A 24,944-nucleotide genomic window follows, 5' to 3' on the forward strand; every position below is an offset into this window, starting at 1 on the left:
GGGTTTACCCTTTGTGCGCTTCGCGTTCCAAAGCTTGCTTGTTCATGCAGTAGTCAGGTGCGTGATCCAAATGAGTCGTATTGGCCTGAAGCTCTGCGCACCCTTTTTGGTCTGAGCAGGACGAACACAGGATAACTCTTTGGCGTAGCTTTTTGGCCGCCGCGTCAGGGGAGTTTGCGATGTCAGTCGCAACGTCAACGCCAAGGCGTTGCGCCATTCCGTTTACCAAATCCGTGCTGTCGGCAACTTTTGAAAAGATACTCATGAGAGCCAAGTCCTTTGCTTTTTCATCGGACCCAAAGCCGATCCTTCGCTCTATGGGTGTCACAAGTGAAAATTCCTGCCCTTGATATATATCAAGAACTCGCATGAGGCGGGGCAATGGCAAGAGGGTGATGGACGGAGCGGAATTTCTGTTTTGACTTTACTTACAGTCGGGTAGCCGGGATGATTATGCAGTATTTGGTGAAAGTGAGAGACATGATTGCAAAAATTTCAAGGCAGGTTCGCGCCATTTTGGGGCTTACTGTGCTCGGATTGACGCCGGGTCTGGCCGTTGCTGAAATGCCGGTCATATACAAAAACGGTGGTCAATCGTTGTTCGAAGTAAGCGCGCCCGACTATTGGCAGGTGCGTGCGGGTGGGCCACGTGTAATTTCTCCTCCTGATCTAGAGGAAGAGCGACTAATCAATCGTGTGATCGGTTTTTCCCCGGTCAGCGACCAGGGCGCTTGGGTTGGTTTTATGTCGCCAAACGGCGTTCGGACCTTTGATCAAGCTGTTGAATACCTGCGTAATGTTGGAAAATCCATTGTTGAGGATCCGGTATTGGTCAGTGAAAAGAAAACCCGGATCGGGGGGCTTTCTGCTGCCAAGTACGCAGGTCATGGACGACGCGGGCGTAAGACTGTGAACTTCACTGCCGTGTTGATTGATCTTCCGCAGGATCGTGTGGCTATTTCAATTGCTATTCTCGAGGCTGGTGTCGATCCGGAGATGATCAACGATATCAACGCCATTTACAGCTCGTTCCGGTCGTTGCGCTGAACAGAGGGAAACGGATCATTATGATGAAAAAACTTACCCTTGCCGTTGGCTTGAGCGCATCAGTCTTGGCGTTGTCAGCATGCGACCCGTCGGCGGTCAGTGTCGGTGGTGGCGTCTATTACGATTCCATGATGTGGAACGATTATTATTATGGGTATCCAAATCGCCCTAATCGACCAGATCGTCCAGACCGGCCAAAACCAGAGCACCCAATCGCGCGTCCCCCTGTAGCGAAACCCCCAATTGCGCGCCCTCCGATTCACCGTCCACCTGTGGCGCGACCCATGCCAGGACGCCGGCGTTAAGTGCAATTTCCTCTGCCCCATTCAAGGAGCAGAGGGTCAAGGGCTTTAAGCTGTCAACAGCGTGTCTTCGAGCAAGGTCTCGACCTGAGAGCTTGCTTCAAGCGTCCGGTGTACGGGGCACTTGTCAGCAATTTCGAGCAGCTTTTGTTTTTGCTCCTCAGTCAGGCGCCCCTCGAGACGAATTTTTCGAGTGAACTGATCAATCTTGCCGCGTGCTGCGGAATCCGCGTCTTGGGCGTGGACCTTGTTGTGACTGACATCGACGCTGACGCCGACCAAGGGCCATCCTTTTCTGCGCGCATACATGCGAATGGTCATCGAGGTGCAAGCGCCCAGACCCGACGACACAAACCCGTAAGGCGACATGCCGCGATTTGTGCCGCCATACGACACGGGTTCATCCGCGACGGCGTGGTGGTCTGGACCAGATTGAATGTCCTGCAGGAAACCGCCGGGGTCGGCTTCGGTTACACGCACGATGCCTTCGGGAGTTCCAATGGGCGGCGCTGGTGGCTTGAGTTGGATGTAGCGTGTTGCCCAGGCCGCGATGACGTCTGCGGCATACTCGGCGTCTTGTTGGCGGGTGATCAGGTGATCGGCATCATCCAAGGTGACAAAGCTTTTGGGATGCTTTGCAGCCAGGAAGATTTGACTGGCGTTGTCGATATTGACCGTCTCATCCCTTGGGGCATGCAAAACCAACAAGGCCGCTTTGAGGTCGGCAATCGCTGGACCCAGAGCAACGTCGGATATGTCGTCAACAAAGGCTTTGCCAATGCGGAACGGTCGACCACCCAAACAGACCTCTGCAGCGCCCTTGGACTGTATTTCCGGTAGGGCATCATCAAAGTGGTGCGATACGTGCCCAGGATCAAAAGGGGCCCCGAGTGTTACCACCCCTTTGATTGTGGGGATGTCAGCGCGCGCACGCAGAACAGCAGCACCGCCCAGCGAATGCCCAATCAGCAATTCGGGGGCCAGACCGCGGGTGTTCAGATATTGGGCTGCCGCCACTAAATCCTGAACGTTTGAGGTAAACGTGGTGTTTGCAAATTCCCCTTCGGAGTGGCCAAGCCCCGTGAAATCGAACCGCATAACCGCGATCCCCATTGCCGCCAAACGTGCAGCGATGCGGCGCGCGGCTGGAATGTCCTTGGAACAGGTAAAACAGTGAGCAAACAGGGCAGTTGCCAATACCGGGCCATCCGGTAAATCCAGACGCGCCGCCAGTTGGCTTCCGGCGTGACCGGGAAATGTGATGCGTTCGGTCGGCATGGGGGGCTCCTTTTCGTTCCCCCGAGAGTGGGGTGTTGGGAGCATTGCCTCAACCCATGTGTCACGTAGGTCACGCCAAGGTGACCAAAACGGAGCCGGGGTGTATTGTAGGGCAGGTGGTGTAAGCATGGCCAGTGCTCGGAAACAAATCCGGCCATGCTTTAAAAGCTGAGATTATTCGCCCATCAAATCGGCATCGAAGGGGTAGGTGGTCAGGTTTTCATAGCCATCTTCGGTGATCAAAACCTGATCTTCCAGCTTGATCGAAAAATCACCGCCTTCAGGGCTGACCAAAGCCTCGACACACAAAACCATGCCTGGCTCCAAGGGATAGTCAAATGCGCCGGGCACCGCATGGTCTGGATAGGCCACCAACGGCCATTCATCACACAGGCCAACACCATGCATGAGGCATCCGTATTTCCCACTCTGATATTGCGCATCTAAAACGTGGGTGTTGGCGCTTAGTTCCGGGATGGTGACGCCGGGTTTGAGCATATCCATGTTTGACATGATATGCTCGTGGGCGTGTTGCATTGCATAGACCATATCCGGGCGTGGCTTTTCATCGCCAATCCACCAGGTTCTCGAGATATCGATGCAAATTCCATAAGATCCAACTAGATCAGTATCAAACGCGATGATCTCATTGTTCTGGGTTATGCGCGGCCCGCATTCCTGAAACCAAGGGTTGGTGCGCTGCCCTGAGGTCAATAGACGGGTTTCGATCCATTCCCCGCCACGCCGGATGTTTTCGGCATGCAGCACGGCCCAAATGTCATCTTCCGACGTCTGGCCTGCTGGGACATTGGCTCTGGCGAACCGCTCCATCTCTGCGACGGCTGTTTCGCAGGCATGATGGGCACATCGCATTGCGAGGATTTCATCTGGCCCCTTTATGGATCGACTTTTCTCGGTGACTTCTTCGCCTTCTTTGATATCAAACCCTTGCGCCTCAAGCGCCCGGAGCCCGTGCAACATGATTTTATCGACCGCGAGGCGTGTGTTGCCGGGGGCGTGTTCTTCCATCAAACGACGCACCTCATTTGAGAAAACATCGGCGGCCACGTCCACCTTGTCGCCGCGGTCGAAGTAAAACAGATCTGCGCCGGAACGCTGTTCCCGCACGAGCGGATTGAATTCGGACAAAAACGGAGAGTTCTTGTAATCCCAAATGACCAAATACCCATCCGCACAAAGCAGGACGGCCCGGAACGGGTTATGCGTGTTCCAAAGCTGCATATTGGTACTATCGGTGGCATAGCGAATGTTCAGCGGATCAAACATCAATAGGCCGCCAAGGCCCCGATCCACGATGTGCTGGGTCAGCCGCTTCCACCGGTATTCCCGCATCTTTTCGAGGTTTGGTAGGGTCAGTCCAGCACTGGCCCATTCATCGAAGGCCAACTGTGTGGGGCCAATTTCGATGCGGTTGTTGTCATTGGGAGTTCCATCCCCAAGGTCGGTTCCGCGCGACGGGTCAATTTTTCGAGTATCTCGGTAATGATGGTTCACTTGCTCACCTCCCTGGATTTTGGGGACAGTTTGAAACCTGTTGATGGGGCTGTCGCACAGAAAACGACCGGGAAGCAGGTCGTTTTTTACCGACTTCGCCTAGAGGCAATGATATGAGCAAACTCATGACCGATATATTGCAAACTGAACTTCCATACGATCCTTTGACACCACGAGCCTTGCCGGGGATTTCGGCAATGTCGATGCAGGACTGGCTACATCAAGACGAGGCGTTTGAGAGTCAAATGGCGCGGCGTGATCAGCTGTTGAGCAACGCGTATGATGACGTCGTCGCGATGGATGGGCAGGCCAAAGAGCCGGCACAGGAATTGCTGGATTTGGTTGTGTCATTAGCCTACCCGAACTGCGGTTCACACGTGGTTCGGGCAGATGGGGTTAGTGTCGCGGTAGATCGTGACAATCCATTGCTGACTTTGGGGCGGCTGGTGCAGGAAGATTTTTGTATTTTGCAAAAACAGGGTGACGAACACGTTTTGACGGGGGCTGTTTTGTGCTTTCCCGCGAGCTGGACGTTGTCTGAAAAGTTTATGCGGCCCTTAATCGCGATCCATGATGGCGTTGAAGGCTATGAGGACGGTATTGCTCGCCGGGTTCAGCGACTATTTGATGGGGTAAAAGCGGGCAAACCCATGTGGCGGTTCAACGCGCTTTGGTACCGGGATTCTGAACTCCATCAGCCGCGCAGTTTTTTGCAACGGCGTGTTCAACCGGACCAGAAGGCCGCAGAATTTCTACGTAGCGAGCGGCAATGTATCCTTCGATTGCCGCAAAGCGGGGCGGTGGTTTTCTCTATTCATACCTATGTTTTAGCTAGACAGGATGTGCCGGGCGCCTGACCCGTCCAAGGACGGGCAGGGCAGTCGGACCCGGCGCAAACTTACATAGGAATGTATGTTGCCACACTTGCCATCGCACCTGAACCTTGCAAAATCATAAGGGCGCTTGTCAGGGTCAGAACCTGAGTTGACAGTCGGAAGTCCTCACCTCGGATTAGGTTTACCGCTGCCAGAGAAAGTGCAACTGGTCCTGATACGAAGGCCAATACACCTGTCATCCCCCAGCTTGTAAGCCGTCGAATATCATTTTCTGCATGAAGCAGAGCCTCGTTCGCATCCAGCTCGTCTGGATGGGGGTCGCTTCGGAAAGCGAGCGCGAGTGCTTCCTCATCGGTGAGTTCAACCAAGCCCAGCTTGCCACAATGTGGGGTCTGGCCTGAAATTTTGTCGTATTGAACTGCCAATCCGGGGGCAGTATCCTCTACTGGTGCAAAGCGTTTTCCACGTGCATGGAAAACCTTTTGTCGGCTTTGTACCCGTTGCGGCGACACATTCGCAAAGGCACCCAGAAATTGTTCTACAGTCAGCAAGACACTTGGATCGAGCCATTCGATATGTTCGCTGCTATATAGATCAACCATCCGATAGAGCATGACGACCAAGATCAGTTCGGATACATCCCGGTCATCGGTCTTGTCTGAAACCGGTGTTAGAGAGATCGTCAATCGTTTGCGAACCTGATCTCGCCTCTTCTTGCGTCTGGGGTTCAACCCTGCAGCTGCATCCATTCGATGGCTGCGCGACGCGCAGAGCGGATTTGAATCAAGACCCAGATGCACCGCATATTGATGGGTTACAACTGTTGCTTCATTGCGATCCGAGATCGACTGTCGTTCGACCGAATGGCCGTAATCTTCGAGTGTTGCCGATACAATTCGGGCAAATCGATCTAAAGACCCCTGATCCTCTTGCAAGAATACTAGTCCACCATGATACTCTCTAGCCTGTGTCACAGTTCTAATCCTCCTGTGCGTGTGCTCTCATCAAACAGACTACTTGGCGATGTGGGAGAAAGTTTGACCGAATCTGTCAAATCACAGGGCAGTGAGGAGGTATGTAGAATCTCTGTAAAGCGAGAAAATAACTTATTTTTAGGGAATTTTTAGAAAAGATGACGCAACCAAGGCGCGAGCGTGGCGACAGGTAGGCATACAGTAGACATTTAGCCGTCGATACGTTTGGCCATGATTGCGATGGCTTGCTGATAAACACTTGCAGCGTTCCATTGCTTGATAACCGAGAAATTGGGTTCGCCTGGTTGATAGCCTTTGCCAGGTTTCCACCCCTTCTGACGCAAGAAATTTGCGGTAGAGGCAAGGGCGTCTGTCACGTTATAGAAATCGACCCGACCATCTCCGGTTGCATCGACGCCATAAGTAAGGGCATTCCCTGGTAGGAATTGTGTATGCCCCAACTCGCCATGTTTGGCGCCTTTGGTCTGGGTGGTTATCGCACCTTGGTCCACGAGTTTTAGCGCCCCAATTGCGTGGGGGACGAAAAAATCTGATCTTCTACAGTCATATGCAAGAGTTGTAATGGCCGAGACCACCTGACTGTCGCCCATAAAGCCACCAAAAGCCGTTTCCATTCCGTGCAGAGAAATCAACACCCCAGCCGGAACACCGTACTGACGCTCTAAGGTTGCATAAAAGTTTGGGTTACGGGCTTTGCGTTTGCGCCCTTGGGCAACGATTGTGTCAGCTCCACGTACACTCATGAACTTCTTGAGCGAGTATTTGAAGCTCTTTTGGTTGCGATCTGCTGCTATTGTCCGGTTTGCGTAAGAGGCTTGGGAAAGCGCATTGAGGCCTTTTTTGCGGACACCTGCGCGTTTAGCTGTTGTCGCAAAATCACGTTTCCATGCGTCAAACCCGGAACTTGTGTTTCCGCAAGGTGCGGCGTCAACTGGAGATGCCGATAGGCCGACACCAAAACACAGGGAAAAGATCAAAGCACGCATGGGAAACCTTTCACAAGAAATGGGTGGCTTGGCTTGAATCAGTAAAACAAGGTTTGCCTTGAAAAGAAAGCCGGGACTATGAAAGCCCCGGCGGAATACGTTTAGGGAAGCGTGGGGGCGATGACATACATAGCCTGCAAACCTGCACCCGGAGTGGCCCCAGGTAAGACGGCTTGGAACAATTTTTGCATGGTACCTGCTGCATAAAGTTCAGAGAGCGCTGAATCGATCAAGAGCCGGAAATCGCTATCGCCTTTGGCCAAGGCAAAGCCATGTTTTTCAATAGTTAGGATTTCATCCATTAGTTTGAAGTCGTTAACCATGTCGCGTTCGAAATAGTTTACCAGAAGGATTGACTGGTCCGCAAAATAGGCGTCGATTTCACCGTTTTGCAGGGCCTTGAACCCGTCAGGATGTGTATTGAAACGAACCATGTCCGCTTCGACGCTTGCAGCCCCGAAAGAGTTCAACACCGCTTGTTCCGTTGTAGTCGCGCTGCGCATGCCGATTTTCTTGCCAGCCAAATCTGAAAGATGACCTGTTGCAGATTTGGGTAACAGAACAGAGGTGCCATCAACATAAGTCGGGATTGAGAAATCAACCTTTTCGCGTCGTGAAAGCGTGATGGTGGCGGCCCCGCACAATAGGTCGATCTCGCCGTTGGCGACTTTGTCGAAGCGATCTTTTGAATCCACTGCCACGAAATCTACGTCGAGGTTTTTCATCTCAAACGTGTTGGCAATATATTGTGCGATTTCATTGCAGATCGCAGGCGAATACCCGGCAGGGTTGCCGTCTGTGGTTTGGTAGGACAACGGGGCGGCGTCAGTACGATATCCAAACGTAAGATGATTAGTCTCTTTGAGACGTTCAATCGTTTGAGCCGAAACTGCGCTGCCTATGAGGGCGGTGGCGGCGAAAGCCAGAGTGAAAAGACGCATAAAAACTCCTTGAGTATAGATGGGTTGCCTAAACCCTATGCGCTTATGTGGAGGTTGCATATGGGGAATTGGCAATAGGGGCAGTCACCTTGGAGGTTAGCTGCACCACGAAAAAAGGCGCCCACAAAGGGGCGCCTTTTCGAATTTCGTGACCACTGGGATCAGCAGCTGTAGTACATGCCATACTCAACTGGGTGGGGTGTGTGCTCGTACTGCTCGACTTCTTCCATCTTCAGCGCGATGTAGCCGTCGATCTGGTCTTTGGTAAACACGTCGCCCTGCAACAGGAAGTCATGGTCAGCCGCAAGGCATTCCATCGCTTCGCGTAGCGATCCACAAACTGTTGGGATATCAGCCAGCTCTTCTGCAGGCAGATCATACAGGTTCTTGTCCATGGCTTCGCCGGGATCAATTTTGTTCTTGATGCCGTCAAGGCCAGCCATCAGCAGGGCTGCGAAGCACAGGTATGGGTTTGCGGCAGGATCGGGGAAACGGGCCTCGACGCGCTTGGCTTTTGGCGATTCAGTCCATGGGATACGAACACAACCTGACCGGTTACGTGCCGAATAGGCGCGCAGAACAGGAGCTTCGAAACCTGGGATCAAGCGCTTGTAGCTGTTGGTCGCCGGGTTGGTGAAAGCGTTCAGCGTCTTGGCGTGCTTCAGGATACCACCGATGAAGTACAGAGCTTCATCTGACAGGTCCGCATACTTGTCGCCTGCAAAGAGCGGCTTGCCGTCTTTCCAGATCGACATGTTTACGTGCATGCCTGTGCCGTTGTCACCATAGATTGGCTTGGGCATGAAGGTTGCCGATTTGCCATAAGCATGTGCAACGTTGTGGATCACATACTTATATTTCTGCAGCTCGTCCGCCTGTTTGGTCAGCGTGCCAAAGATCAGACCCAGTTCGTGCTGGCAGGACGCGACTTCGTGGTGGTGCTTGTCCACTTTCATGCCGAGACGCTTCATGGTCGACAGCATTTCAGCGCGCAGATCATGGGCTTCGTCGGTTGGGTTTACTGGGAAGTAACCACCTTTGAGGCCCGGGCGGTGACCCATGTTGCCCATTTCGTACTCGGTGTCGGTGTTCCAGGACGCGTCAGTTGCGTCGACTTCATAGGAAACCTTGTTGATCGAGTTCGAGAAACGCACGTCATCAAACAGGAAGAATTCCGCTTCGGGACCCATGTATGCAACATCGCCGATACCCGAAGATTTCAGGTAAGCTTCGGCTTTTTCTGCTGTGCCGCGTGGGTCACGAGCATAGGCTTCGCCAGTGTCGGGTTCAACAACCGAGCAGTGCACGCAGATTGTTTTTTCCGCATAGAACGGGTCAACATAGGCGCTGGTTGTATCGAGCATCAGTTTCATGTCTGAGGCTTCGATGGATTTCCAGCCAGCGATCGACGAGCCGTCGAACATAAAGCCTTCTTCGATGAAGTCTTCGTCGACCAGATCAGAAACGATGGTCACGTGCTGGAGTTTGCCGCGTGGGTCGGTAAAACGAACGTCGACGTACTCGGCGCCCTCGTCCTTGATCAGCTGAAGAAACGCGTCTTTGCTCATTCTCTTGCTTCCTCTGTTAGAGATTTCGTGTGTTCAGTTACAGTGCGTCCGAGCCGGTTTCACCGGTGCGGATACGAATTGTTTGTTCAACGGGGCTGACGAAAATTTTGCCATCGCCGATTTTGTCCGTTTTGGCTGCATCTACAATTGCGTCGATAGCCGCGTCTACCTGGTCGTCATCCAATACGACTTCGACTTTGACCTTGGGTAGGAAATCGACCACATATTCTGCGCCACGATACAGTTCAGTATGGCCTTTTTGGCGACCAAAACCTTTAACTTCGATAACGCTCAGGCCTTGCACACCTACATCTTGCAACGCTTCCTTCACCTCGTCCAATTTGAACGGCTTGATGATGGCTTCGATCTTTTTCATGGCAGAGTCCTCGCATCCTTGTCACCGCGGTTCAGATCACGTCTAAGATGGAGCGACAATCTGATAGCGAATTTGTCTGGGCTGCAGTGCAGCGAAAAATGGCGTGTGATTATTTTTTGAGCAATTTGCACAATTTTCGTGCGAAATTGAATCGGTGAGGGCCTGGGGATGACGGAATTGCTGACTGCGGCGCAGATGCGGGCCATCGAGCATGCGGCAATTGAGTCCGGTGAAGTGACCGGTTTGGAGCTGATGGAGCGTGCAGGGCAGGGGGTTGTTGATGCGATCCTTGAGGAATGGCCAGACTATGAAGCAACACCTCAAGGTGTGATGGTTCTGTGTGGTCCGGGAAACAACGGGGGCGATGGGTTTGTCGTTGCCCGACTGTTGCAGGCGATGGGCTGGACTGTTCGGGTATTGTTATACGGAAATCCAGAGAAGTTACCGCCTGATGCCAAAACAAATTACGACCTCTGGTGCGCCCTGGGGCAGGTGGACGTACTTTCTGAGCGTGCTTTGCGCGATCTGTCGATTACACTCTATATTGATGCGCTGTTTGGGACCGGGCTCACACGGCCACTTGAAGGGGAGGCGCTCAAGGTTGTTCGCCATCTCTCAGAACTCAACGGAGATATTCTTTCAGGAAAATTGGTCGCCATCGATGCCCCCTCGGGGCTGTGTTTGGACAGTGGGCGCGTATTAGTTTCTGATCCAAACCTTGAGTTGGGTTTGCCTGAAGGCGCAAAACCCACCATTTCTAAGCCTGTGGCATCATTGCGAGACAGATATGCGACTTTAACTGTTGCTTTTGATGCGCCGAAGGTGGGGCATTTTATCGGAGATGGTCCCGCAGTTTGCGGAAAACTTGTAGTTAAGGATATCGGCCTCAAGAACTGGCGGTGTTTTGAGGAAGCGTCATCGGATCGTCCGACATTCACCGAGGCTGAATATGGTCTCAAAGGGGCGTTGCGCCCAGCACAAACATCTCTTGTGTTGGATGTCCCAATGATCAGCGATCACAGAGACTATTTGAAACATTCACCGGCCCAGATTTTGGCCAAAAGTAGCTCTGGAACGCATAAGTATTCCCATGGTCATGCACTTGTGCTGACCGGGGGCAGTGGCCGAACCGGTGCCGCAAGGCTGGCCGCACGTGGTGCATTACGGATTGGGGCAGGGTTGGTGACTCTTGGCACACCTCCGTCGGCGCAGATGGAGGTCGCAAGTCAGATCTCAGCGCTTATGCTTCGACGTGTCGGGGGGCAGGATCAATTGGCCGCCGTGTTGGTGGATCAGCGTATCAACGCCTTGTGCCTCGGGCCGGGTCTGGGGTTGGATCGAGCGCGGGAACTGGTCCCTGTTGCTTTGGCTACCAATCGACCCTGTGTTCTGGACGCTGATGGCTTGTCTGCATTTACGAAGGCACCCGAAGCGTTGTTCAAAGATTTACACGAAAGCTGTGTACTGACACCTCATGAGGGCGAATTCGCACGCCTTTTTCCCGATATCGCGGCACGGTTGCATGCTTCGCCAACCCGTGGACCTGCTTATTCCAAAGTGACGGCCACGCGTGAAGCCGCCGAACGAGCGGGGTGTACAGTTCTGTTCAAGGGACCGGATACAGTTATTGCGGGACCAGATGGGCAGTGTTCGATTCACGCTGCTTTCTATGATCTCGCGGCACCATGGTTGGCCACGGCTGGGTCAGGGGATGTTCTAGCGGGTTTTATTACAGGGTTATTGGCACGCGGATTAATGCCTCAGCAGGCCTGTGAAACAGCTGTCTGGTTGCATGTAAAATGCGCAAGGAATTTCGGGCCGGGACTGATTGCCGAGGACCTGCCTGAACAGGTCCCCGCTGTTTTGCGAAATTTGGAAGGTTAAGCGGCCGGGCGGAGTTCTTGTTGTGCGCAATGGCTTGCAAGCTCCAACCCGCCAGCAAAGAGAATGTGGGGTGCATCAAAATGGAGTTGATGCAGATCCATCGGGCGTAAACCAAGGTCTCGGATGAATTCACCGTCTATGAGAGCATCAGCTCTGACCAACGCTTGATCGGTTCCAAACATCGCTTTGGCACGCCAGTCGCGTATCAACACGTTTTGACCGGCAGGTAATGTCAGATCTTGATCAGGGCGTGTGTCACCAAGCGAACCAGCCGCAAAAGAGATTGCGCGCACTAGTTGACGAGATTGCGTGACCTTGGTGACCCGAACAAAACCGGCATCACGCGTGATGATCTTGTCGCCGTCTGAGATGAATTCGACTGGCATTTCACCATCCTGCGTCAGCAAAATGGTTCCAGGCAGAAATCCAACCTCAGGAGTAGGATGGGAATAGGGGTGCGAATGCAGGATGTCCCTGCCTTCACGCCCGACCGTATTCGGTTTCATGGCGCTCTCGCTCTGTTGCCTCGTTATTTTGCCACTGAGAATATGGCAAAATCGTGCAACTGTCGTGTTCTTTTTTGTCATAGCTATAAAACTTTGAAGAAAAACCGAACTTTGGTGGGTGAAAAGTAAGTGCAGAATTCGTGATTTTCCTCTCGCACTCCGTTTCAAGCTTTGCTATTGAGCCGCCTGTGACGCGGTACTTGCCGCATGTTGCAAAGTGCGGGTGTGGCGGAATTGGTAGACGCACCAGATTTAGGTTCTGGCGCCGCGAGGCGTGGGGGTTCGAGTCCCTTCACCCGCACCACTTTGAAAAATAACGATAATTTTTCATCTCCTGCGCGATCACCTGACCGGTCGCCTAGAGAGTTTCACACAAAGTTTCATCGTTTCTCGTTTCGTTTTTGTTCTGTTCTCTTGGCCTGCGCTGACTTACTCAACCGCTTTTGATTTGCTTGTGCTCGATACTTCTGCACCATCGCTAAAGTCTTGTGCCCTGTAACCGCTTGAATTTCGGTGTCGCTGCAACCAGCCTCGGCCAGCTCAACCGCAGCATTGTATCGCCAGCCGTGAATCACAAACTCGGTTGCGCCGATCTGTTTCCTTACATCCATCACGAGTTTTTGCACTCGACGCTTTGAGAGCGGTTGCGTCAGGTTCTTGGCAAGGATGTGCTTGCCCGATCTGGGTAGGGTGGCAAGGTAGTCTTTCAGTTTCGCGGGACATGCGACCCAGATGTGCGACCCTGTCTTTTCCTGTACGACTTCCATAAAATCGCCGTCAAAATTTCCCCATTTCATCCCAACGACGTCGCCGATCCGCTGGCCTGTTCCTATGCAGAGATTATAGGCTGTTAATGCCTCTTTATGTGGTTCACATGCGCGCTCGTAAGCCTTGAGTAAGTTTTCAGGCCAAGGCTGGTACTCACCACCTGTCAGCTTTTCGACGCCGCTGGCCGGGTTCGAGGTGATCCATTCCAGATCTATCGCGTGGGTTGCCAGAATCGAGATTTGCTCGACCATCGCGTTTGCCTTGCGCCACGTGTCTGCATAGGCGTCTCGGGCGGCAATCACATCTCGACGCCGGAGTTTGGTAAAATCCCGCTTCCCATTCTTGTCACGAATTAATTCAAGCGTCCGTCGGTACTCTGCGCGCGTGCTGTCTTTCAGGCGCTTGAATCTCGGTGTTTGATAGTAGCTTGTTATCAGAGCGTCGAAGTTGGTTTTGCTCGCTTGAGCTTTCCCGCTACGGATTTCCCAATACGCTCGATCAAACTCTTGGCTGTCTGGGTCATCGGGCAGGCGAATGTATTTCCCGCCACGGCGAAAGTAATAGTAGGTGTGCCCCTTTCGTTTGACCGGCACCACATAAGGCTTGCAGGATTTTGTCACCATTCAAAGGCCCCATCCATAGCTGCACCAGTGCGGATCGCTTCCAGATCCTGAACAAACCAACGCTCAAATTCATTACCGATTTTGACAGGCTTTGGCAGCGCACCGCAATCCACAAGTCGCCGAAACTCGACTGGCTTCATGTCCAGGAGCTTTGCGGCTGTCCGTTCTCTGGCAAACAGGGGCGCACGTTGTGTCACTACTAGTCCTCCCATTGCTCTGCTAGGGCGCTTTCGATTGCGGCGATGGTTTTCGCGATGCGACCTGTTCCGTTGCAATTGTTGCAGTCGATTTTGACTGACCCAAACGTGGTGCGTTCCAGATCGGTTTCACGTTGCAAAGCACAAGCGGGGCAAGTGAATCCGTTTCCGTGCAGTGATGGATCTGGCATTGATCGGACCTCATTCTCAGTTTTTGCCGCTATCGCGGCGCATTCGGCGCATTCGGCGGATGCAGCGGTTCATGATCTTTTGGCGTTCGGCCACTAGGTCATCCAAGCTGCGCTGGCGGCGTTTGATCCGCCCGTGCAGCTTTGCCAAACGGCGCAATTCCCTTTGATTTGCGAAGTGCAGCCATTTTGCGCGAAGGCCAAAAAGCTTAATTCTTTCAGCCGGTTGCTGGCTGTTGTGTTCGATGCCGTGCGGCTGTTGTGTAGTGGGTGTCGCTGTACAGTTGGGGGCATGTTTCACCTCGGCGCGGCTTGCTTGCCGGTCCAGACGTCGAATTCGGTTCGTAGCGCTTGGAGTTTGTCTTGAGCGGTGGGGTCGGTTGCCAATTCCCGGCGGCTGTCTATGCCGCAGCATTGGCGCAGGTATTCGGCAGCAGCTGTGGTGCTGAACGATTGTTTTGGGAACCCGCAGCGCGTTGCCGCGAAGTTTTGAAACCGTTCATCATTGCAAAGAATTCCGGCCTGTTTAGGGGCGGGCATATTATCAAAGCATTGCTTGGGCATGGTTCGCTCCTGCGAAGTGGATTGATTGTGTGTTGACATGCGTCAGGCCGGGAAAGTCCTTGGCCCAATCGCTAAGATCGGACAGGGCCAGCCAAATGGCGGCGGTTGCAGCGATGAGCGTTAAGGCTGTGATTGTGATCAGGGCTTTGGTCATTTGGGATTCCCCAGAAAATGACAGGGCGCGCGGGTCTGTTTTTTGTGAGTGGTGGCCACGCGCCCCGGAACCGCGTTAGCGGCTCTGTTGGATCGTCAGGCGGTTGCGCAGGCGTTGCCGATTTCCTCGGCGTCGTTGCGCGGGATGCCGTAGGGCAGGTGCCACGAGATAAATCCGTCGGCTTCGACCTCGGGGCGGTACAGCTTGTTGGCGCGGCGGATCCAGTTCTGAATCATTTCCATCTGTGTGAACCCGCTTGCGGTGATGCCATGTGCCGTGATGCGCCAGCTGGGGCGGAGGCCTTTGGGGGTGTCGGGGTTTGGAAAGATGATTTCGCCGCCCTGTGTGTTTCCGGCCTCGTGGGTGATGGCACTGGCCTGTGCAGTGGGCGTGAATTCGGTGATGGTTTCGAGAAACTCGCGCAGCTGGGCTGTATCGGTCATTGGAAAACTCGCACTATTGGAAAAAGAGGGCCGGGGTTCAGGTTCTGGCAACGCCCCGGCCAGTTACACGACACGGACAGAGGGGCCGCATCGTGGGGAGTGTTCGTTAAGCGATCAGGGGTGTTGGTCCCGCAATCCCGATTTCGGCGCGGCGTGCGTGAATGCGCTCGATCAGCGTCGGTTGCTGAATCAGGTGATGGGGGGTGCCGATGCGGTGCAGATTTACGGTCTGACCGCGCGCCTCTTTCAGTTCGATCCACTCACTGGCTGCTAGGGCCGGGTGAAACGTGGCCGGGTTGGCGATTGCTGAGTTGGTTGGGGTAGGTGTGTCCACTTGTGCCTCCATCGGGTTGATGGAGGTCTTGTTAGCTCACAGCGAATGATTTGGTCAAGAAAAATGTTCGCCTCTAGAGAATCTTGGATTCTCCTGATGTGGGGGATGTTCGTCTTTCAGGCTAGTTTTCGATGGAGTTTCGAATGGTTCCGCAGATGATTCCCACAAGTGCTGTGCTGGGGTTCGTGTCGTCGATGTGGTTGATGCTGTTTGTGGCGTGGTTGGAGATTAACCAGCCATCGATCCACTTGCGTAGAACCGTTTTGGCTTCCCCTGTGTCGGTATCGACCAGAGTCGCCAAGCACAGGTCGCCCCTTTGGGGAGAGGCGTTTAAATCCAGAACGAGTAGATCCCCTGCGGCAACCATGAATCCCATTGCTGGTCCTGAAATTTGATAAACCGACGGGTGCTTGATTGATGGGTAAAGAATTGAAATAGCGTCACTAAGTTTGGAATTTGGCTTAGGTGTGAAGGCGGATGCCTCTGGTTCGGCGAAGCCCGGAACTACGTTTTCCTGAGCTGGGGTCTCGATCGGCCTTCTTTCTTCAAAGTCGCCGTAAAGTTCCGAAGGGGTTAGCTCGAGGACTTCCATAATCTTGTGGAGCGTTTCAAGCGATGGGTCTTTCTTGCCAGAGACGATCTCACTCATGTAGCCACGACTGATGTCTATTTCTTCGGCTAATTTGGATTGAGAGTATTTGGTGCGCGCCAGCGCTGATTTAATATCCAGTTTCATGTCTGCATTATCTCAGAATGCCGCGTTGTTCGCGATACGCTGAGAGCGAACAATTAGCTGAAGGCGAACATTTTGGATTGACTGCAAATGTTCTCTGTGGGAGAGCTTGGCAATGTTCGCAACAGAAGTAGATCAATCTGGGGAAACCCGTGCTGCCTGGGCCAAGCGTCTGGGGGTTAGTCGTTCGTATATGTCGGATCTCTTGAATGGGAACCGAATACCGTCTCTGGAGTTGGCTGCTAAAATTGAGCGTTTGACGGCGGGAAAAGTGACTGCGGTCAGCTGGGTCGAAGAGGGCGGGGAATAATGTCCGTGTCCTGCATCCGTCTTGGGGGGCTTTGAATGTCTCTGGCATCGCTTCCTCGTGTGTTTGTTTCTGGGATCAAGTTTCTCCTGAATGGGCGCGAAAAGTCTTTCGTGGTGAATCGGGTTGAGGCGCGGGAGCTGGCGCGGGGGCGGTTTGCTGTGGCTCTGCGCGCGGCGTTTCCGGGCAAGACCGATAGCGAGGTGGCCCGATTGGCCGCTCCGGTGCTGGATCGGTCAGAGCGGCAAATTCAAAACTGGTTGGCCGGGGTGAGCAGTCCGGTGATCGAGGACGTGTATACCGTCTGCGCCATTTTGGGGGTGTTTCAGACGATGGAAATTCTGACGCAAGATCAGACACGTAACGACATTTTGGGGCAGATCGGGCAGGGGTGATGAATATCAGTCAGGAATTCAACGCCCTTTTGCAGAGCGATCTGTCCTGCGCCGGGGCCGAGGCCTCGGCGGGGGTGGTCACGTGGTTCGCGACCGTCAGTCTGGCGCATTTCGGGATCGGGATCGCGGTCAGCGCGTTTGTGCTGTTTCGAGGCTATTCGGTGGCGTGGCTATGGGCCGGGATGGCCGGAATTTTGGTGAAAGAAGTTGCCGGCGACATTCCGAACAGTGGTTTTTCGGGCTTGGTCATCGTGGACAGTGTTTGGGATCTGTTCTGCTATTTGGCCGGGTTTTTCGTCCAGTGGGGGCTGATGGCCTCGAGTGGGGAGGATGTGAAATGACCGCCTTTGCTCCTACCACATCCCCAGACTGGCTTGCGCTTTGGTTGCAAGATCGCGGGGCGCAGGTGTGTGTGGTGCCTGACATTGACGCGGTAGCAAACGCGCATTCGGGTGGCCTTCTCTTCTTATCCGCACCGATGGGGGCACCTGTTGAGGTGTTGCGCCATTTGGTTCGGTGGTTGGCGGTGCAGGGCGTTGCGGTCGTGTCGCCTGATCTGATTGATCAATTTGGCGATGCTGCTTTTCGGTTCCAGCGGGTTCTGTTTGATGCGGCCAGCGCGGTTTTGGTGGCCCCGGCGGCGGGGTGGCATACATCCAGCCGGGTTTGGTCTGATGTGCTGTGTGCCTTGGATTGCAATATTCCGATTTGGATTTTGGGGGCGGGTGAATGAGCGCGCATAGTCCGAAATCAAAGGGGCGTCATCCCAAGCCTAAAACGTTTGAACGGGTGTCGTTTCGCGTCGGGCATGTTCTGTTTGAGGTGTGTGATCATCCACAGAACGGAGCGACTTTTGCGTTGATCGCGGGTGAAGCAACAGAGGCCAAGTTCAAGCGCCCGTTGTTCACCGGCTTTGTGCAACGAGGGATGGGGACCCAACTGCGGCGGCTGGCCCATCACTTTGATGATCTGGAGGCAAGACTGCCGTTGGATCCAGACATATCCAAGGAAGGGTGAGTATGGGACGCACAGACCATCTGTCGCCAGTATCCGTGGACGATTTACCAATCTATCCGCTGAGAGTCGAAGATCGACTGGACAGCCATTTCTTTATGGTTTGGGAGCGGCGGCGTTGGTTGAACTCTGACATGCGGCTCAAGGGGACACCGGAATGTCGGGCGCTGTTCTTTGATCTGATCAACATCGCCTATGACAATTCGCCAGTGGGCACGTTGCCTGATGATTTGGATGTGTTGGCCAAGCTGGTGTTTGTGGAACCGGGTCACTTCAAGGCCTTGTGTGGCCTGACTTATGGGCCGCTGCACAAATGGACCCGGTGTCTTTGTGATGGGGATGAAGTGCGATTGATGCACCCCATGGTGCTGCGGTCCTTGACTGAGGCGGTTTCCCGTAAAGAGGACAATCGCGCCAGGATGGAAGCGGCGAATATCGTGAAGCGGTTGCAGAGGCTGCGGGCGACGGTTGCGGGTCTGCATCTGGATTTGAGCAAGAACGATGCGGCGATCAAGTGGATGGATGAATGGTTGAACGACCAGGGCTGCGGGTATCGCAATACGTCCTGGGTGGAGCGGTCGATTTTGGCGTGGTCGGATCATCGTTTGGATCTTGGTCGGCGCAGCGTTCGGGGGGCTCAAGCATGAGTGTCCAAAGTGTCCAGAGGACAGTTTCAAGACAGTCTGAGGACAGTTTCAGGACAGTGTTTGGGAATATTTGTTTGATTTCAAATGGTTGTCGAAACTGTCCTGAAGTGTCCGGCACGACAGGGACATAGACAGAGACAAAACAAGACATCAGGACGGTTGCGCGACAATTGAGGTCGGGTTGCTGGGGAAAAAGACGATTGCTGAGAAACGAAGGGGCTAAGAAATGGATGCAGGACAGCAGGCGGCAGGCGAAAAACGGGTACGGGAACATCTGATTGATCCGTTGTTGGGGTTGGGCTTGGCGCGGCCCTCGACGTTGAAGGTGGCGGCGTTTGAAAAGATGTTGAAAACTTTGGCCCAGATGCTGGCCCATGCGAGTGAGGCGGATCTGGTGGATTTGCGGGAACGGGCGCTGCAAAATCCCGGTGGCAAGGATCGGGATCGGTTTCCGTTGGCTGCGCGGTTTCTGGACTGGGGCAGGGATCTGGCTCCGCCGGGTCAAAACGGCACTGAGGGAGATGTTTCGCCGCTCATCGGTCGTGTCATGGCGCATCCAGATTTCGGTGGGAAGGCATTGGACAAGGGGTTTGCGCCTGAATTACTGGCTTGGTTGCGGGTTGAACGTAAGTGGCCGGGTGGTTGGACGATGACCAAGCGGGCAGAAGCGGCGGATGACGCACGGCGGCGATTTGATGATTTGCAGATGAAAGGCCACCGTGGGGATCCATTGTGCCAAGAGGATCGCCAGTTCATCGCCAAGCGTTCGGCTGCGATTGCTGAGTGCCGGCGGATTGCTGAGATCGGCGCCAAGCGTGAGGCGCGGGAATGAAGCATATGGCACGGATGGCGGGTCGACAGGTTGGCAGCGGAAAACGCGAGATTGGCATTCGAGGGTTGCTGGAATGGGCGTTTCAGCGCGAATTGGCCAGTCTCGACTTTGATGAGGTGGCGCGGGAAACGGGCGCAAGGCCCGGTGTCGGCATGGAATGGATCATGATGGAGCGCGCGCGGCTTGGGTGTCGGGTTGATGGTGGCGGCAAGTCGGAGCCGCATCACGACGCGGATATGGTTGCAGGCGCGTTGGCCGTATTGCCCGAGGTGTATGGCGGGCGGCGCATGGCGGTGCAGATTGCAGAGTTGGCGCGATCTGGATTGTGCCCGGATTGGATGGCAGGGGCGCGGGCCCGGTGTGAGCCGGTTGAGTGGAAACGGTCAAAGCACGGGCGTTTTGCTTATCGAGAGCAATGCAGAGATATGCGATCGCGTTGGCCAGCTGATCAGGTAGGTGGGCGCGACGATGGGTATTGGTGCCCGGTTCGGTATTCGGACACGGCGCGGGATGTGGCGGCTGCGCGACGGAGATACCTTGGATGGTACGGGGCTTTGATGGCGTTGCGATCGACGTTTCAGGCCGGTGGTCATTTGACCTCGTTCGTGGTGACGGATGGGATGCCGCCTCAGCAACCTTGGAAAGGGGCTTGACGGAAATGTCAGTCTGTTGACATATTGCACTCGATCTAAATGCGCCCGAAGCGGAGACCCCGCCTCGGGCGCTTTGCGTTTGGAGGGTGTGTTATGGGGCGATTGAAGGGTCGTGGCATGCCATCCCGGTTGGGGCGTGAACCGTCCCGGTTTGGTGGCGCGCCGCGCGACGAGCGGGAACGGTCACAGCAACGGGATGCAACTCAGCCTTGGCGCGCCTGGTACAAGACTGCGCGGTGGCGGGCGTTGCGTTTGGAAATCCTGAACAGGGATGGGTGGCTGTGTCAGAAGACGGGCGTTGCCCTGGTTGGAAAGTATCCGGCCCCGAACAGTCCAGTGGTTAACCACAAACAGGCACATCGCGGGGATGAGGTGTTGTTCTGGGATCCTGACAACCTTGAAGCGATGTCCAAAGAATACCACGACTCGGTGCAGCAAAGCCTAGAGCGGCGCGGACTGGCGTAAGTCGTGCGCAACCTTGAAGGGGGGGGCGGTCGAAAGTTCAGACCGGCCAAATGTGGGAGACCCGCACCCCCAACATTCGGAGATTTTTTTCTTGTCTGATGAAGATTTTGACCTGTTTGGAGATCCTGTTCGGTTGCCAAGTGGCAAGCGTGGTCGCCCTGCTCATCAACCGACACAGAAAAATCGCAACAAAATCATAACGTTACTTGCTTTGGGTTGGTCGAATGAGCGGATCTCGAATGCGCTGCACTGCTCGGTTCCAACACTAAAAAGGTATTATTTTTCAGAGCTTAAGCTTCGAGACATGCAAAGAGATCGCTTAGATGCATGGCGCTTTGAAAAGGTCATCGAGCAAGCGGACAACGGAAACATCGGGGCCCACCGGCTTCTCGATCGAATGATCGAAAAAAGTGATCTGATGTTGGCGGCTGCACGCCTGCGGGATGCGCAGGGTAAGCCTGCAAAGGGTAAGGTTCTGGGGAAAAAGGAACAAGCCAACCAATCGGCTCGGGATGTCGCTGAAGGTGGCTCGGGCTCTTCTTGGGGGAATGATTTGAAGCCGGGTCTGCACTGATGTTGGATTTCGTATCAGACGATTTCGGCCTTGATCCTGAATGGGACACTGCAGTTCTCGATTGGGAAGATCGAATCCTGAACGGATTATCGCTGATACCTGATCTGCCTCTCTTCGATGAAGTGGCAGACAAGGCGCTGCGGATCTTTAAACGTTTGATGGTGCCTGATCTGCCGGGCACACCAACGTTCGGCGAAATCTGCGAGGAGTGGGTTTTTGACTTCGTTCGGGTGATCTTTGGCAGCTATGACCCGGAAACCAAGCGGCGGATGCTGCGGGAATTTTTCCTGTTGGTTCCCAAGAAGAACGGAAAGTCGGCGATTTCTGCTGGGATTATTTTGGTTGCTGCGATCATGAATGAGCGACCTCAGGCGGAATTGTATTTGATTGCGCCGACTCAGAAAATTGCCGGCATCGCCTTTAAGACCGCCAGCGGCATGATTGCTTTGGATGACGAATTGAAGAAGTTATTCAAAGTTCAGACCCACCAGAAACAAATCACACATCTGGTGACTGAGGCCGTGATCATGATCCTGTCGGCAGATGGTGACGTGGTTACGGGATCCAAGGGCTGTTACATCCTCGTTGATGAGACCCATGTTTTGGGCAGTAAATACAAGGCTCCGGATGTCTTTCTAGAGCTGCGCGGCGGTCTGAAATCGCGACCCGAGGGGTTCTTTCTCCAAATCACGACGCAATCCAAGGACCGGCCAACAGGCCAGTACGAAAAGGAACTGCAAACCGCGCGGGCCGTGCGCGATGGTGAATTACGCCTGCCGATGTTGGCAGTGATGTATGAGCTGCCACGCGACATGGTGGAAAAGAAATTGTGGCGCGATCCAAAGACCTGGGGCTTGGTGAATCCCAACCTCGGGCGATCGGTGTTTCTTGAAGACCTGGTGAACGACCTTCGAAAAGCCGATCGGGAAGGACCTGAGGCGTTGGCCTTGTTCGCGTCTCAACATCTGAATGTTGAGGTGGGGATTGGGACCAACACCGGGCGCTGGATTGGGGCCGTGTATTGGCTTCCTGCGGCCAAACCAATCACTTTGGAAAGCATCATGGAAACCTCTGATGTCTGCGTTGTTGGCGTGGATGGCGGGGGGTTGGATGATCTTTTGGGTGTTGGTGTCTTGGGACGTCATGCCGAGACCCGGAGTTGGCAGCACTGGGGCAAAGCGTGGGCGGATCGCGATGTCCTGGAGCTGCGAAAGTCGATCGCACCGGAGTTGCAAAAACTGGCAGATGAAGATGATTTGACGCTGGTCGATAATATCGAAGAGGATGCAATCCCCGAGATTGTCGAGATCTGCCTGAAACTGCGACGGGCGGGCCTTATGCCAGAAGAAGACGGCATCGGCATGGATCCCGAAGGCGTGGCTAAGATCGTGGACGCTTTGATCGAGGCCGGGTTCTCGATCGAAGATATCCGGGCGATCAGCCAGGGCTATAAGTTGAATGCTGCAATCAAAGCGGCTCCAGTCAAACTGAAAAACGGATCTCTTGTCCATTGTGGGCAGCGGATGATGACGTGGTGTGTTGGGAACGCAAAAACCGAAGCGCGGGGCAATGCAGTCATCGTGACTAAGGCCCAAAGCGGGACAGCAAAGATCGATCCTTTGATGTCCTTGTTCAACTGCATCCAGTTGATGAGCTGGAACCCGGTGGCCTCGGGGAAATCGGTCTACCAGACGCGCGGCGCGCTGGTGATATGAGGTGGACGATATGAAACTTTGGAACCTCATGCGCCGGCCATTTGCGTCGGTTCAATCGAAGACCAGTGAAAGCGCGACATCACCTGAAGAACTGGAGCGGGCTCTGCGGGCGGCAGGCTCAACCAGTAACGCGGGCGTTTCAGTCACCCCGCATTCAGCATTACGCGCCTCAGCGGTTTTTGCCTGTGTTCGGATCATTTCCGGCGCGGTTGCCAATCTGCCAATTCATGTCAATCGCAGGGTTGATGAAAAGGTTCGCGAGGATGCCAATGATCATCCGCTGTGGCGGGTGCTCAGACGTAAGCCGAACCGCTGGCAGACACCTTCGCAGTTTCGCCGGATGTTGCAGGCGCATTTGCTTTTGCGCGGGAATGCCTATGCCATGATTGTCCGATCAAGGGGGCGGGTGCTTGAGCTGGTGCCGCTCAATCCCGATCGGATGGAATGCAAACAGGCGGATGATCTGAGCCTGAACTACACCTACACGACAAAATCAGGGAAAAAGACGCGGTTCACTCAGTCCGAGATCTTTCATCTGGTTGGCTTGTCGCTGGATGGTGTGAACGGTGTTTCGGTGATTTCTTATGCCCGCGAAACCATCGGGTTGAGCCTTGCGCAGGAAGCGCATGGGGCCAAAACGTTTAAGAACGCGGCGCGACCTAGTCTTGTGCTGAAACACCCCAAGGCCTTGGGCAATGAGGGGCGCGAGTTTCTGCAAGCCAGCCTCGATAGCTACCGATCGGGCGGGGACAGCGAAGGCAAAACTCTGATCCTTGAAGAAGGAATGGAGGCCTCGCCCCTTTCAATGACCGCTCAGGATGCCCAGTGGCTTGAATCGCGTAAGTTTTCCCGCACGGATATTGCAATGTTCTTTGGCGTTCCGCCCCACATGATCGGGGAAACTGAGAAAAGCACCTCCTGGGGGTCTGGCATCGAGCAACAGTCGATCGGTTTTGTGACCTACACTTTGGAGGATCATCTGACGACTTGGGAAGAGTCGGCAAACCGAGATTTGATTGAGGATGACGATCTGTATGTCCGTTTCAACCGCAAAGCCCTTGTGCGCGGTGACATCAAAACCCGCACAGGACACTACACCTCGATGATGCAGTGGGGCGTCTACAGCCCGAATGACGTGCGCGCCTATGAGGACGAAAACCCCCGCGAAGGCGGTGACGTTTATTACGACCCGCCCAATACAGCGGGCACCCCCAACGGACAGAAAGAGGACAGCAATGACACTGCGTGACCTTCCCCAGGCTAAAACGTTTCAGCGCCCGCAAAACTATCAGTGGGATGCGCCATCTGATGTTCTGACCCAGTGGGCGGAAATTCCAATGGCTGCAGCCAATGAGGATGATCAGACCATCACCATGTTCGAGGTGATTGGCGAAGACTTTTGGACCGGCGGCGGTGTCACTGCCAAACGGGTGTCAGCGGCGCTGCGCTCAATCGGCAACAAGGATGTGACTGTCAAAATCAATTCCCCTGGTGGCGATATGTTCGAGGGCATCGCTATCTATAACCTGCTGTGCAAACACCCTGCTAAGGTGACGGTCGAGGTGATGGGTTGGGCGGCTTCTGCGGCGTCGATCATTGCGATGGCGGCAGACGAAATCCGCATGGGTCTTGGCACCTTCATTATGGTTCATAACGCTTGGGGCGTTGTTGTGGGCAACAAACACGATATGCGCGACACAGCGGACCTGTTTGATGGGTTCGATAGTGCGATTGCGGATATCTATGAGGCGCGGACTGGTCTTGATCGCGCGGAAATCGTTGCCTTGATGGACGCTGAGAGCTTTCTCGATCCAACAAAAGCGGTCGAAAAAGGGTTTGCTGATGCCGTCGATAAGGGCATTACCTCTGGTGACAATGACGTAAACAACAAGGATCGCGGGCTGATGGCCCGTCGACAAACTGAGGCCGCGCTTGCAAGAGCCGGTCACACTCGGGATGCCCGTGCGCAAATGCTTGCGGAAATGGGCGTTCCCGGCGCGGCCCCGCGTGATGCAAGCCGCTCTGACGCGCGTGATGCAGTCAATTTCAATGCCGCTGCTCAGCGGCTTCTCTCAACTCTGACAAGCTAGAACAGGAGATCGCC

The 24,944-nt window shown here is 54.3% G+C and carries 34 protein-coding genes and 1 tRNA gene; 17 read left to right on the plus strand and 18 right to left on the minus strand.

Annotated elements, in window-relative coordinates; genetic code table 11:
* Positions 1-4 precede the first annotated feature (4 nt).
* Positions 5-265 (minus strand): DUF6455 family protein, encoded by a 261-nt coding sequence (locus ABWV33_RS03870; RefSeq protein WP_113823143.1) that lies wholly within the window; start codon positions 263-265, stop codon positions 5-7.
* 215 nt (positions 266-480) lie between these two features.
* On the opposite strand from ABWV33_RS03870, the gene ABWV33_RS03875 reads away from it, so the two are divergent.
* Positions 481-1,047, plus strand: coding sequence for a hypothetical protein (locus ABWV33_RS03875; RefSeq protein WP_147232853.1), 567 nt, complete (start codon positions 481-483; stop codon positions 1,045-1,047).
* A 168-nt stretch (positions 1,048-1,215) separates the two neighbouring features.
* Here ABWV33_RS03875 and ABWV33_RS03880 read toward each other — a convergent pair whose 3' ends face one another.
* The 3 genes from ABWV33_RS03880 to dddP all read right to left on the minus strand — a co-directional run bounded on the left by ABWV33_RS03880 (position 1,216) and on the right by dddP (position 4,142).
* On the minus strand, positions 1,216-1,392 hold the full coding sequence (locus ABWV33_RS03880) for a hypothetical protein (RefSeq protein ID WP_353329162.1): 177 nt from the start codon (positions 1,390-1,392) through the stop codon (positions 1,216-1,218).
* Positions 1,393-1,397: 5 nt separating this feature from the next.
* Complete coding sequence (locus ABWV33_RS03885; protein ID WP_121999727.1) at positions 1,398-2,627, minus strand: bifunctional alpha/beta hydrolase/OsmC family protein; 1,230 nt, start codon at positions 2,625-2,627, stop codon at positions 1,398-1,400.
* Positions 2,628-2,801: 174 nt separating this feature from the next.
* Positions 2,802-4,142: a dimethylsulfonioproprionate lyase DddP gene (gene dddP, locus ABWV33_RS03890; protein ID WP_353329163.1), complete on the minus strand. Its 1,341-nt coding sequence runs from the start codon at positions 4,140-4,142 to the stop codon at positions 2,802-2,804.
* Positions 4,143-4,267: 125 nt separating this feature from the next.
* Between dddP and ABWV33_RS03895 the strand changes: the two genes are divergently transcribed.
* Entirely contained in the window at positions 4,268-4,999 is a 732-nt protein-coding gene (locus ABWV33_RS03895) for a heme-dependent oxidative N-demethylase family protein (RefSeq protein ID WP_353329164.1), read from the plus strand.
* 41 nt (positions 5,000-5,040) lie between these two features.
* Here the strand turns inward: ABWV33_RS03895 and ABWV33_RS03900 are convergent, their stop codons facing one another.
* From ABWV33_RS03900 to ABWV33_RS03920, 5 genes are all read right to left on the minus strand, one after another.
* Complete coding sequence (locus ABWV33_RS03900; RefSeq protein ID WP_353329165.1) at positions 5,041-5,952, minus strand: hypothetical protein; 912 nt, start codon at positions 5,950-5,952, stop codon at positions 5,041-5,043.
* Positions 5,953-6,161: 209 nt separating this feature from the next.
* Positions 6,162-6,959 carry a lytic murein transglycosylase gene (locus ABWV33_RS03905; protein ID WP_353329166.1) on the minus strand — a complete coding sequence of 266 codons (798 nt, stop codon included), beginning with the start codon at positions 6,957-6,959 and terminating at the stop codon, positions 6,162-6,164.
* A 101-nt stretch (positions 6,960-7,060) separates the two neighbouring features.
* Positions 7,061-7,900 (minus strand): amino acid ABC transporter substrate-binding protein, encoded by an 840-nt coding sequence (locus ABWV33_RS03910; RefSeq protein ID WP_353329167.1) that lies wholly within the window; start codon positions 7,898-7,900, stop codon positions 7,061-7,063.
* A 161-nt stretch (positions 7,901-8,061) separates the two neighbouring features.
* On the minus strand, positions 8,062-9,468 hold the full coding sequence (glnA, locus tag ABWV33_RS03915; RefSeq protein ID WP_113823151.1) for a type I glutamate--ammonia ligase: 1,407 nt from the start codon (positions 9,466-9,468) through the stop codon (positions 8,062-8,064).
* A 37-nt stretch (positions 9,469-9,505) separates the two neighbouring features.
* Positions 9,506-9,844 (minus strand): P-II family nitrogen regulator, encoded by a 339-nt coding sequence (locus ABWV33_RS03920; RefSeq protein ID WP_113823152.1) that lies wholly within the window; start codon positions 9,842-9,844, stop codon positions 9,506-9,508.
* Positions 9,845-10,012: 168 nt separating this feature from the next.
* Between ABWV33_RS03920 and ABWV33_RS03925 the strand changes: the two genes are divergently transcribed.
* Entirely contained in the window at positions 10,013-11,728 is a 1,716-nt protein-coding gene (locus ABWV33_RS03925) for an NAD(P)H-hydrate dehydratase (protein WP_353329168.1), read from the plus strand.
* Here ABWV33_RS03925 and ABWV33_RS03930 read toward each other — a convergent pair.
* Entirely contained in the window at positions 11,725-12,234 is a 510-nt protein-coding gene (locus ABWV33_RS03930) for a Hint domain-containing protein (protein WP_353329169.1), read from the minus strand. The genes ABWV33_RS03925 and ABWV33_RS03930 overlap by 4 nt on opposite strands.
* Positions 12,235-12,453: 219 nt before the next feature.
* On the opposite strand from ABWV33_RS03930, the gene ABWV33_RS03935 reads away from it, so the two are divergent.
* A tRNA-Leu gene (locus ABWV33_RS03935) sits at positions 12,454-12,538 on the plus strand.
* A 76-nt stretch (positions 12,539-12,614) separates the two neighbouring features.
* Here the strand turns inward: ABWV33_RS03935 and ABWV33_RS03940 are convergent.
* From ABWV33_RS03940 to ABWV33_RS03975, 8 genes are all read right to left on the minus strand, one after another.
* On the minus strand, positions 12,615-13,625 hold the full coding sequence (locus ABWV33_RS03940; RefSeq protein ID WP_353329170.1) for a tyrosine-type recombinase/integrase: 1,011 nt from the start codon (positions 13,623-13,625) through the stop codon (positions 12,615-12,617).
* On the minus strand, positions 13,619-13,822 hold the full coding sequence (locus tag ABWV33_RS03945) for a helix-turn-helix transcriptional regulator (protein WP_353329171.1): 204 nt from the start codon (positions 13,820-13,822) through the stop codon (positions 13,619-13,621). Before ABWV33_RS03945 ends, ABWV33_RS03940 begins: the two co-directional genes overlap by 7 nt.
* Positions 13,823-13,824: 2 nt before the next feature.
* Positions 13,825-14,013, minus strand: a complete 189-nt coding sequence (locus ABWV33_RS03950; protein WP_353329172.1) for a hypothetical protein — start codon at positions 14,011-14,013, stop codon at positions 13,825-13,827.
* A gap of 294 nt (positions 14,014-14,307) precedes the next feature.
* On the minus strand, positions 14,308-14,574 hold the full coding sequence (locus ABWV33_RS03955) for a hypothetical protein (RefSeq protein WP_353329173.1): 267 nt from the start codon (positions 14,572-14,574) through the stop codon (positions 14,308-14,310).
* A complete protein-coding gene (locus ABWV33_RS03960) occupies positions 14,555-14,728 on the minus strand; it encodes a hypothetical protein (protein ID WP_353329174.1) in 174 nt (57 codons plus the stop codon). Before ABWV33_RS03960 ends, ABWV33_RS03955 begins: the two co-directional genes overlap by 20 nt.
* 95 nt (positions 14,729-14,823) lie before the next feature.
* Positions 14,824-15,171 (minus strand): hypothetical protein, encoded by a 348-nt coding sequence (locus tag ABWV33_RS03965; RefSeq protein ID WP_353329175.1) that lies wholly within the window; start codon positions 15,169-15,171, stop codon positions 14,824-14,826.
* A gap of 106 nt (positions 15,172-15,277) precedes the next feature.
* Complete coding sequence (locus tag ABWV33_RS03970; RefSeq protein WP_353329176.1) at positions 15,278-15,505, minus strand: hypothetical protein; 228 nt, start codon at positions 15,503-15,505, stop codon at positions 15,278-15,280.
* 121 nt (positions 15,506-15,626) lie between these two features.
* A complete protein-coding gene (locus ABWV33_RS03975) occupies positions 15,627-16,241 on the minus strand; it encodes a helix-turn-helix domain-containing protein (protein WP_353329177.1) in 615 nt (204 codons plus the stop codon).
* A 112-nt stretch (positions 16,242-16,353) separates the two neighbouring features.
* Here ABWV33_RS03975 and ABWV33_RS03980 point away from each other — a divergent pair, with 112 nt between their 5' ends.
* The 13 genes from ABWV33_RS03980 to ABWV33_RS04040 all read left to right on the plus strand — a co-directional run bounded on the left by ABWV33_RS03980 (position 16,354) and on the right by ABWV33_RS04040 (position 24,930).
* Positions 16,354-16,548, plus strand: coding sequence for a helix-turn-helix domain-containing protein (locus ABWV33_RS03980; RefSeq protein WP_353329178.1), 195 nt, complete (start codon positions 16,354-16,356; stop codon positions 16,546-16,548).
* 35 nt (positions 16,549-16,583) lie between these two features.
* On the plus strand, positions 16,584-16,940 hold the full coding sequence (locus ABWV33_RS03985; RefSeq protein ID WP_353329179.1) for a hypothetical protein: 357 nt from the start codon (positions 16,584-16,586) through the stop codon (positions 16,938-16,940).
* Entirely contained in the window at positions 16,940-17,281 is a 342-nt protein-coding gene (locus ABWV33_RS03990) for a hypothetical protein (RefSeq protein ID WP_353329180.1), read from the plus strand. The genes ABWV33_RS03985 and ABWV33_RS03990 overlap by 1 nt, the downstream gene beginning before the upstream one ends.
* Complete coding sequence (locus ABWV33_RS03995) at positions 17,278-17,673, plus strand: hypothetical protein (protein WP_353329181.1); 396 nt, start codon at positions 17,278-17,280, stop codon at positions 17,671-17,673. Before ABWV33_RS03990 ends, ABWV33_RS03995 begins: the two co-directional genes overlap by 4 nt.
* Complete coding sequence (locus tag ABWV33_RS04000; protein WP_353329182.1) at positions 17,670-17,957, plus strand: hypothetical protein; 288 nt, start codon at positions 17,670-17,672, stop codon at positions 17,955-17,957. Before ABWV33_RS03995 ends, ABWV33_RS04000 begins: the two co-directional genes overlap by 4 nt.
* Positions 17,958-17,959: 2 nt before the next feature.
* The gene (locus tag ABWV33_RS04005; protein WP_353329183.1) at positions 17,960-18,601 is read left to right on the plus strand and encodes a hypothetical protein; all 642 of its coding nucleotides are present in this window, start codon (positions 17,960-17,962) and stop codon (positions 18,599-18,601) included.
* Positions 18,602-18,827: 226 nt separating this feature from the next.
* A complete protein-coding gene (locus ABWV33_RS04010) occupies positions 18,828-19,433 on the plus strand; it encodes a hypothetical protein (RefSeq protein ID WP_353329184.1) in 606 nt (201 codons plus the stop codon).
* The gene (locus tag ABWV33_RS04015) at positions 19,430-20,086 is read left to right on the plus strand and encodes a hypothetical protein (RefSeq protein WP_353329185.1); all 657 of its coding nucleotides are present in this window, start codon (positions 19,430-19,432) and stop codon (positions 20,084-20,086) included. The genes ABWV33_RS04010 and ABWV33_RS04015 overlap by 4 nt, the downstream gene beginning before the upstream one ends.
* Before the next feature lie 93 nt (positions 20,087-20,179).
* A complete protein-coding gene (locus tag ABWV33_RS04020; protein ID WP_353329186.1) occupies positions 20,180-20,551 on the plus strand; it encodes an HNH endonuclease in 372 nt (123 codons plus the stop codon).
* A gap of 91 nt (positions 20,552-20,642) precedes the next feature.
* Entirely contained in the window at positions 20,643-21,125 is a 483-nt protein-coding gene (locus ABWV33_RS04025; protein WP_353329187.1) for a resolvase, read from the plus strand.
* The gene (locus ABWV33_RS04030; RefSeq protein WP_353329188.1) at positions 21,125-22,840 is read left to right on the plus strand and encodes a terminase large subunit; all 1,716 of its coding nucleotides are present in this window, start codon (positions 21,125-21,127) and stop codon (positions 22,838-22,840) included. The genes ABWV33_RS04025 and ABWV33_RS04030 overlap by 1 nt, the downstream gene beginning before the upstream one ends.
* 10 nt (positions 22,841-22,850) lie before the next feature.
* Positions 22,851-24,089 carry a phage portal protein gene (locus ABWV33_RS04035; RefSeq protein ID WP_353329189.1) on the plus strand — a complete coding sequence of 413 codons (1,239 nt, stop codon included), beginning with the start codon at positions 22,851-22,853 and terminating at the stop codon, positions 24,087-24,089.
* The gene (locus ABWV33_RS04040; protein WP_353329190.1) at positions 24,076-24,930 is read left to right on the plus strand and encodes a head maturation protease, ClpP-related; all 855 of its coding nucleotides are present in this window, start codon (positions 24,076-24,078) and stop codon (positions 24,928-24,930) included. The genes ABWV33_RS04035 and ABWV33_RS04040 overlap by 14 nt, the downstream gene beginning before the upstream one ends.
* The last annotated feature ends 14 nt before the right edge of the window (positions 24,931-24,944 follow it).

Origin of the sequence: Phaeobacter sp. NW0010-22 (genome assembly GCF_040365955.1) — a bacterium.
Taxonomy (GTDB): domain Bacteria; phylum Pseudomonadota; class Alphaproteobacteria; order Rhodobacterales; family Rhodobacteraceae; genus OMPR01.

Excerpts from the sequence above, each read along its gene's own strand:
- ABWV33_RS03955 (WP_353329173.1), bottom strand. The coding sequence starts at position 14,574 with ATGCCCAAGCAATGCTTTGATAATATGCCCGCCCCTAAACAGGCCGGA.
- ABWV33_RS03875 (WP_147232853.1), top strand. The coding sequence starts at position 481 with ATGATTGCAAAAATTTCAAGGCAGGTTCGCGCCATTTTGGGGCTTACT.
- ABWV33_RS03995 (WP_353329181.1), top strand. The coding sequence starts at position 17,278 with ATGACCGCCTTTGCTCCTACCACATCCCCAGACTGGCTTGCGCTTTGG.
- ABWV33_RS03895 (WP_353329164.1), top strand. The coding sequence starts at position 4,268 with ATGACCGATATATTGCAAACTGAACTTCCATACGATCCTTTGACACCA.
- ABWV33_RS04030 (WP_353329188.1), top strand. The coding sequence starts at position 21,125 with ATGTTGGATTTCGTATCAGACGATTTCGGCCTTGATCCTGAATGGGAC.
- ABWV33_RS03925 (WP_353329168.1), top strand. The coding sequence starts at position 10,013 with ATGACGGAATTGCTGACTGCGGCGCAGATGCGGGCCATCGAGCATGCG.
- ABWV33_RS03965 (WP_353329175.1), bottom strand. The coding sequence starts at position 15,171 with ATGACCGATACAGCCCAGCTGCGCGAGTTTCTCGAAACCATCACCGAA.
- ABWV33_RS03870 (WP_113823143.1), bottom strand. The coding sequence starts at position 265 with ATGAGTATCTTTTCAAAAGTTGCCGACAGCACGGATTTGGTAAACGGA.
- ABWV33_RS04010 (WP_353329184.1), top strand. The coding sequence starts at position 18,828 with ATGGATGCAGGACAGCAGGCGGCAGGCGAAAAACGGGTACGGGAACAT.
- ABWV33_RS03980 (WP_353329178.1), top strand. The coding sequence starts at position 16,354 with ATGTTCGCAACAGAAGTAGATCAATCTGGGGAAACCCGTGCTGCCTGG.
- ABWV33_RS03905 (WP_353329166.1), bottom strand. The coding sequence starts at position 6,959 with ATGCGTGCTTTGATCTTTTCCCTGTGTTTTGGTGTCGGCCTATCGGCA.
- ABWV33_RS04040 (WP_353329190.1), top strand. The coding sequence starts at position 24,076 with ATGACACTGCGTGACCTTCCCCAGGCTAAAACGTTTCAGCGCCCGCAA.
- ABWV33_RS04000 (WP_353329182.1), top strand. The coding sequence starts at position 17,670 with ATGAGCGCGCATAGTCCGAAATCAAAGGGGCGTCATCCCAAGCCTAAA.
- ABWV33_RS03985 (WP_353329179.1), top strand. The coding sequence starts at position 16,584 with ATGTCTCTGGCATCGCTTCCTCGTGTGTTTGTTTCTGGGATCAAGTTT.
- ABWV33_RS03910 (WP_353329167.1), bottom strand. The coding sequence starts at position 7,900 with ATGCGTCTTTTCACTCTGGCTTTCGCCGCCACCGCCCTCATAGGCAGC.
- ABWV33_RS03885 (WP_121999727.1), bottom strand. The coding sequence starts at position 2,627 with ATGCCGACCGAACGCATCACATTTCCCGGTCACGCCGGAAGCCAACTG.
- ABWV33_RS04015 (WP_353329185.1), top strand. The coding sequence starts at position 19,430 with ATGAAGCATATGGCACGGATGGCGGGTCGACAGGTTGGCAGCGGAAAA.
- glnA (WP_113823151.1), bottom strand. The coding sequence starts at position 9,468 with ATGAGCAAAGACGCGTTTCTTCAGCTGATCAAGGACGAGGGCGCCGAG.
- ABWV33_RS03940 (WP_353329170.1), bottom strand. The coding sequence starts at position 13,625 with ATGGTGACAAAATCCTGCAAGCCTTATGTGGTGCCGGTCAAACGAAAG.
- ABWV33_RS03975 (WP_353329177.1), bottom strand. The coding sequence starts at position 16,241 with ATGAAACTGGATATTAAATCAGCGCTGGCGCGCACCAAATACTCTCAA.
- ABWV33_RS04005 (WP_353329183.1), top strand. The coding sequence starts at position 17,960 with ATGGGACGCACAGACCATCTGTCGCCAGTATCCGTGGACGATTTACCA.
- ABWV33_RS04035 (WP_353329189.1), top strand. The coding sequence starts at position 22,851 with ATGAAACTTTGGAACCTCATGCGCCGGCCATTTGCGTCGGTTCAATCG.
- ABWV33_RS03920 (WP_113823152.1), bottom strand. The coding sequence starts at position 9,844 with ATGAAAAAGATCGAAGCCATCATCAAGCCGTTCAAATTGGACGAGGTG.
- ABWV33_RS03950 (WP_353329172.1), bottom strand. The coding sequence starts at position 14,013 with ATGCCAGATCCATCACTGCACGGAAACGGATTCACTTGCCCCGCTTGT.
- ABWV33_RS03990 (WP_353329180.1), top strand. The coding sequence starts at position 16,940 with ATGAATATCAGTCAGGAATTCAACGCCCTTTTGCAGAGCGATCTGTCC.
- ABWV33_RS03960 (WP_353329174.1), bottom strand. The coding sequence starts at position 14,728 with ATGACCAAAGCCCTGATCACAATCACAGCCTTAACGCTCATCGCTGCA.
- ABWV33_RS04020 (WP_353329186.1), top strand. The coding sequence starts at position 20,180 with ATGGGGCGATTGAAGGGTCGTGGCATGCCATCCCGGTTGGGGCGTGAA.
- ABWV33_RS03930 (WP_353329169.1), bottom strand. The coding sequence starts at position 12,234 with ATGAAACCGAATACGGTCGGGCGTGAAGGCAGGGACATCCTGCATTCG.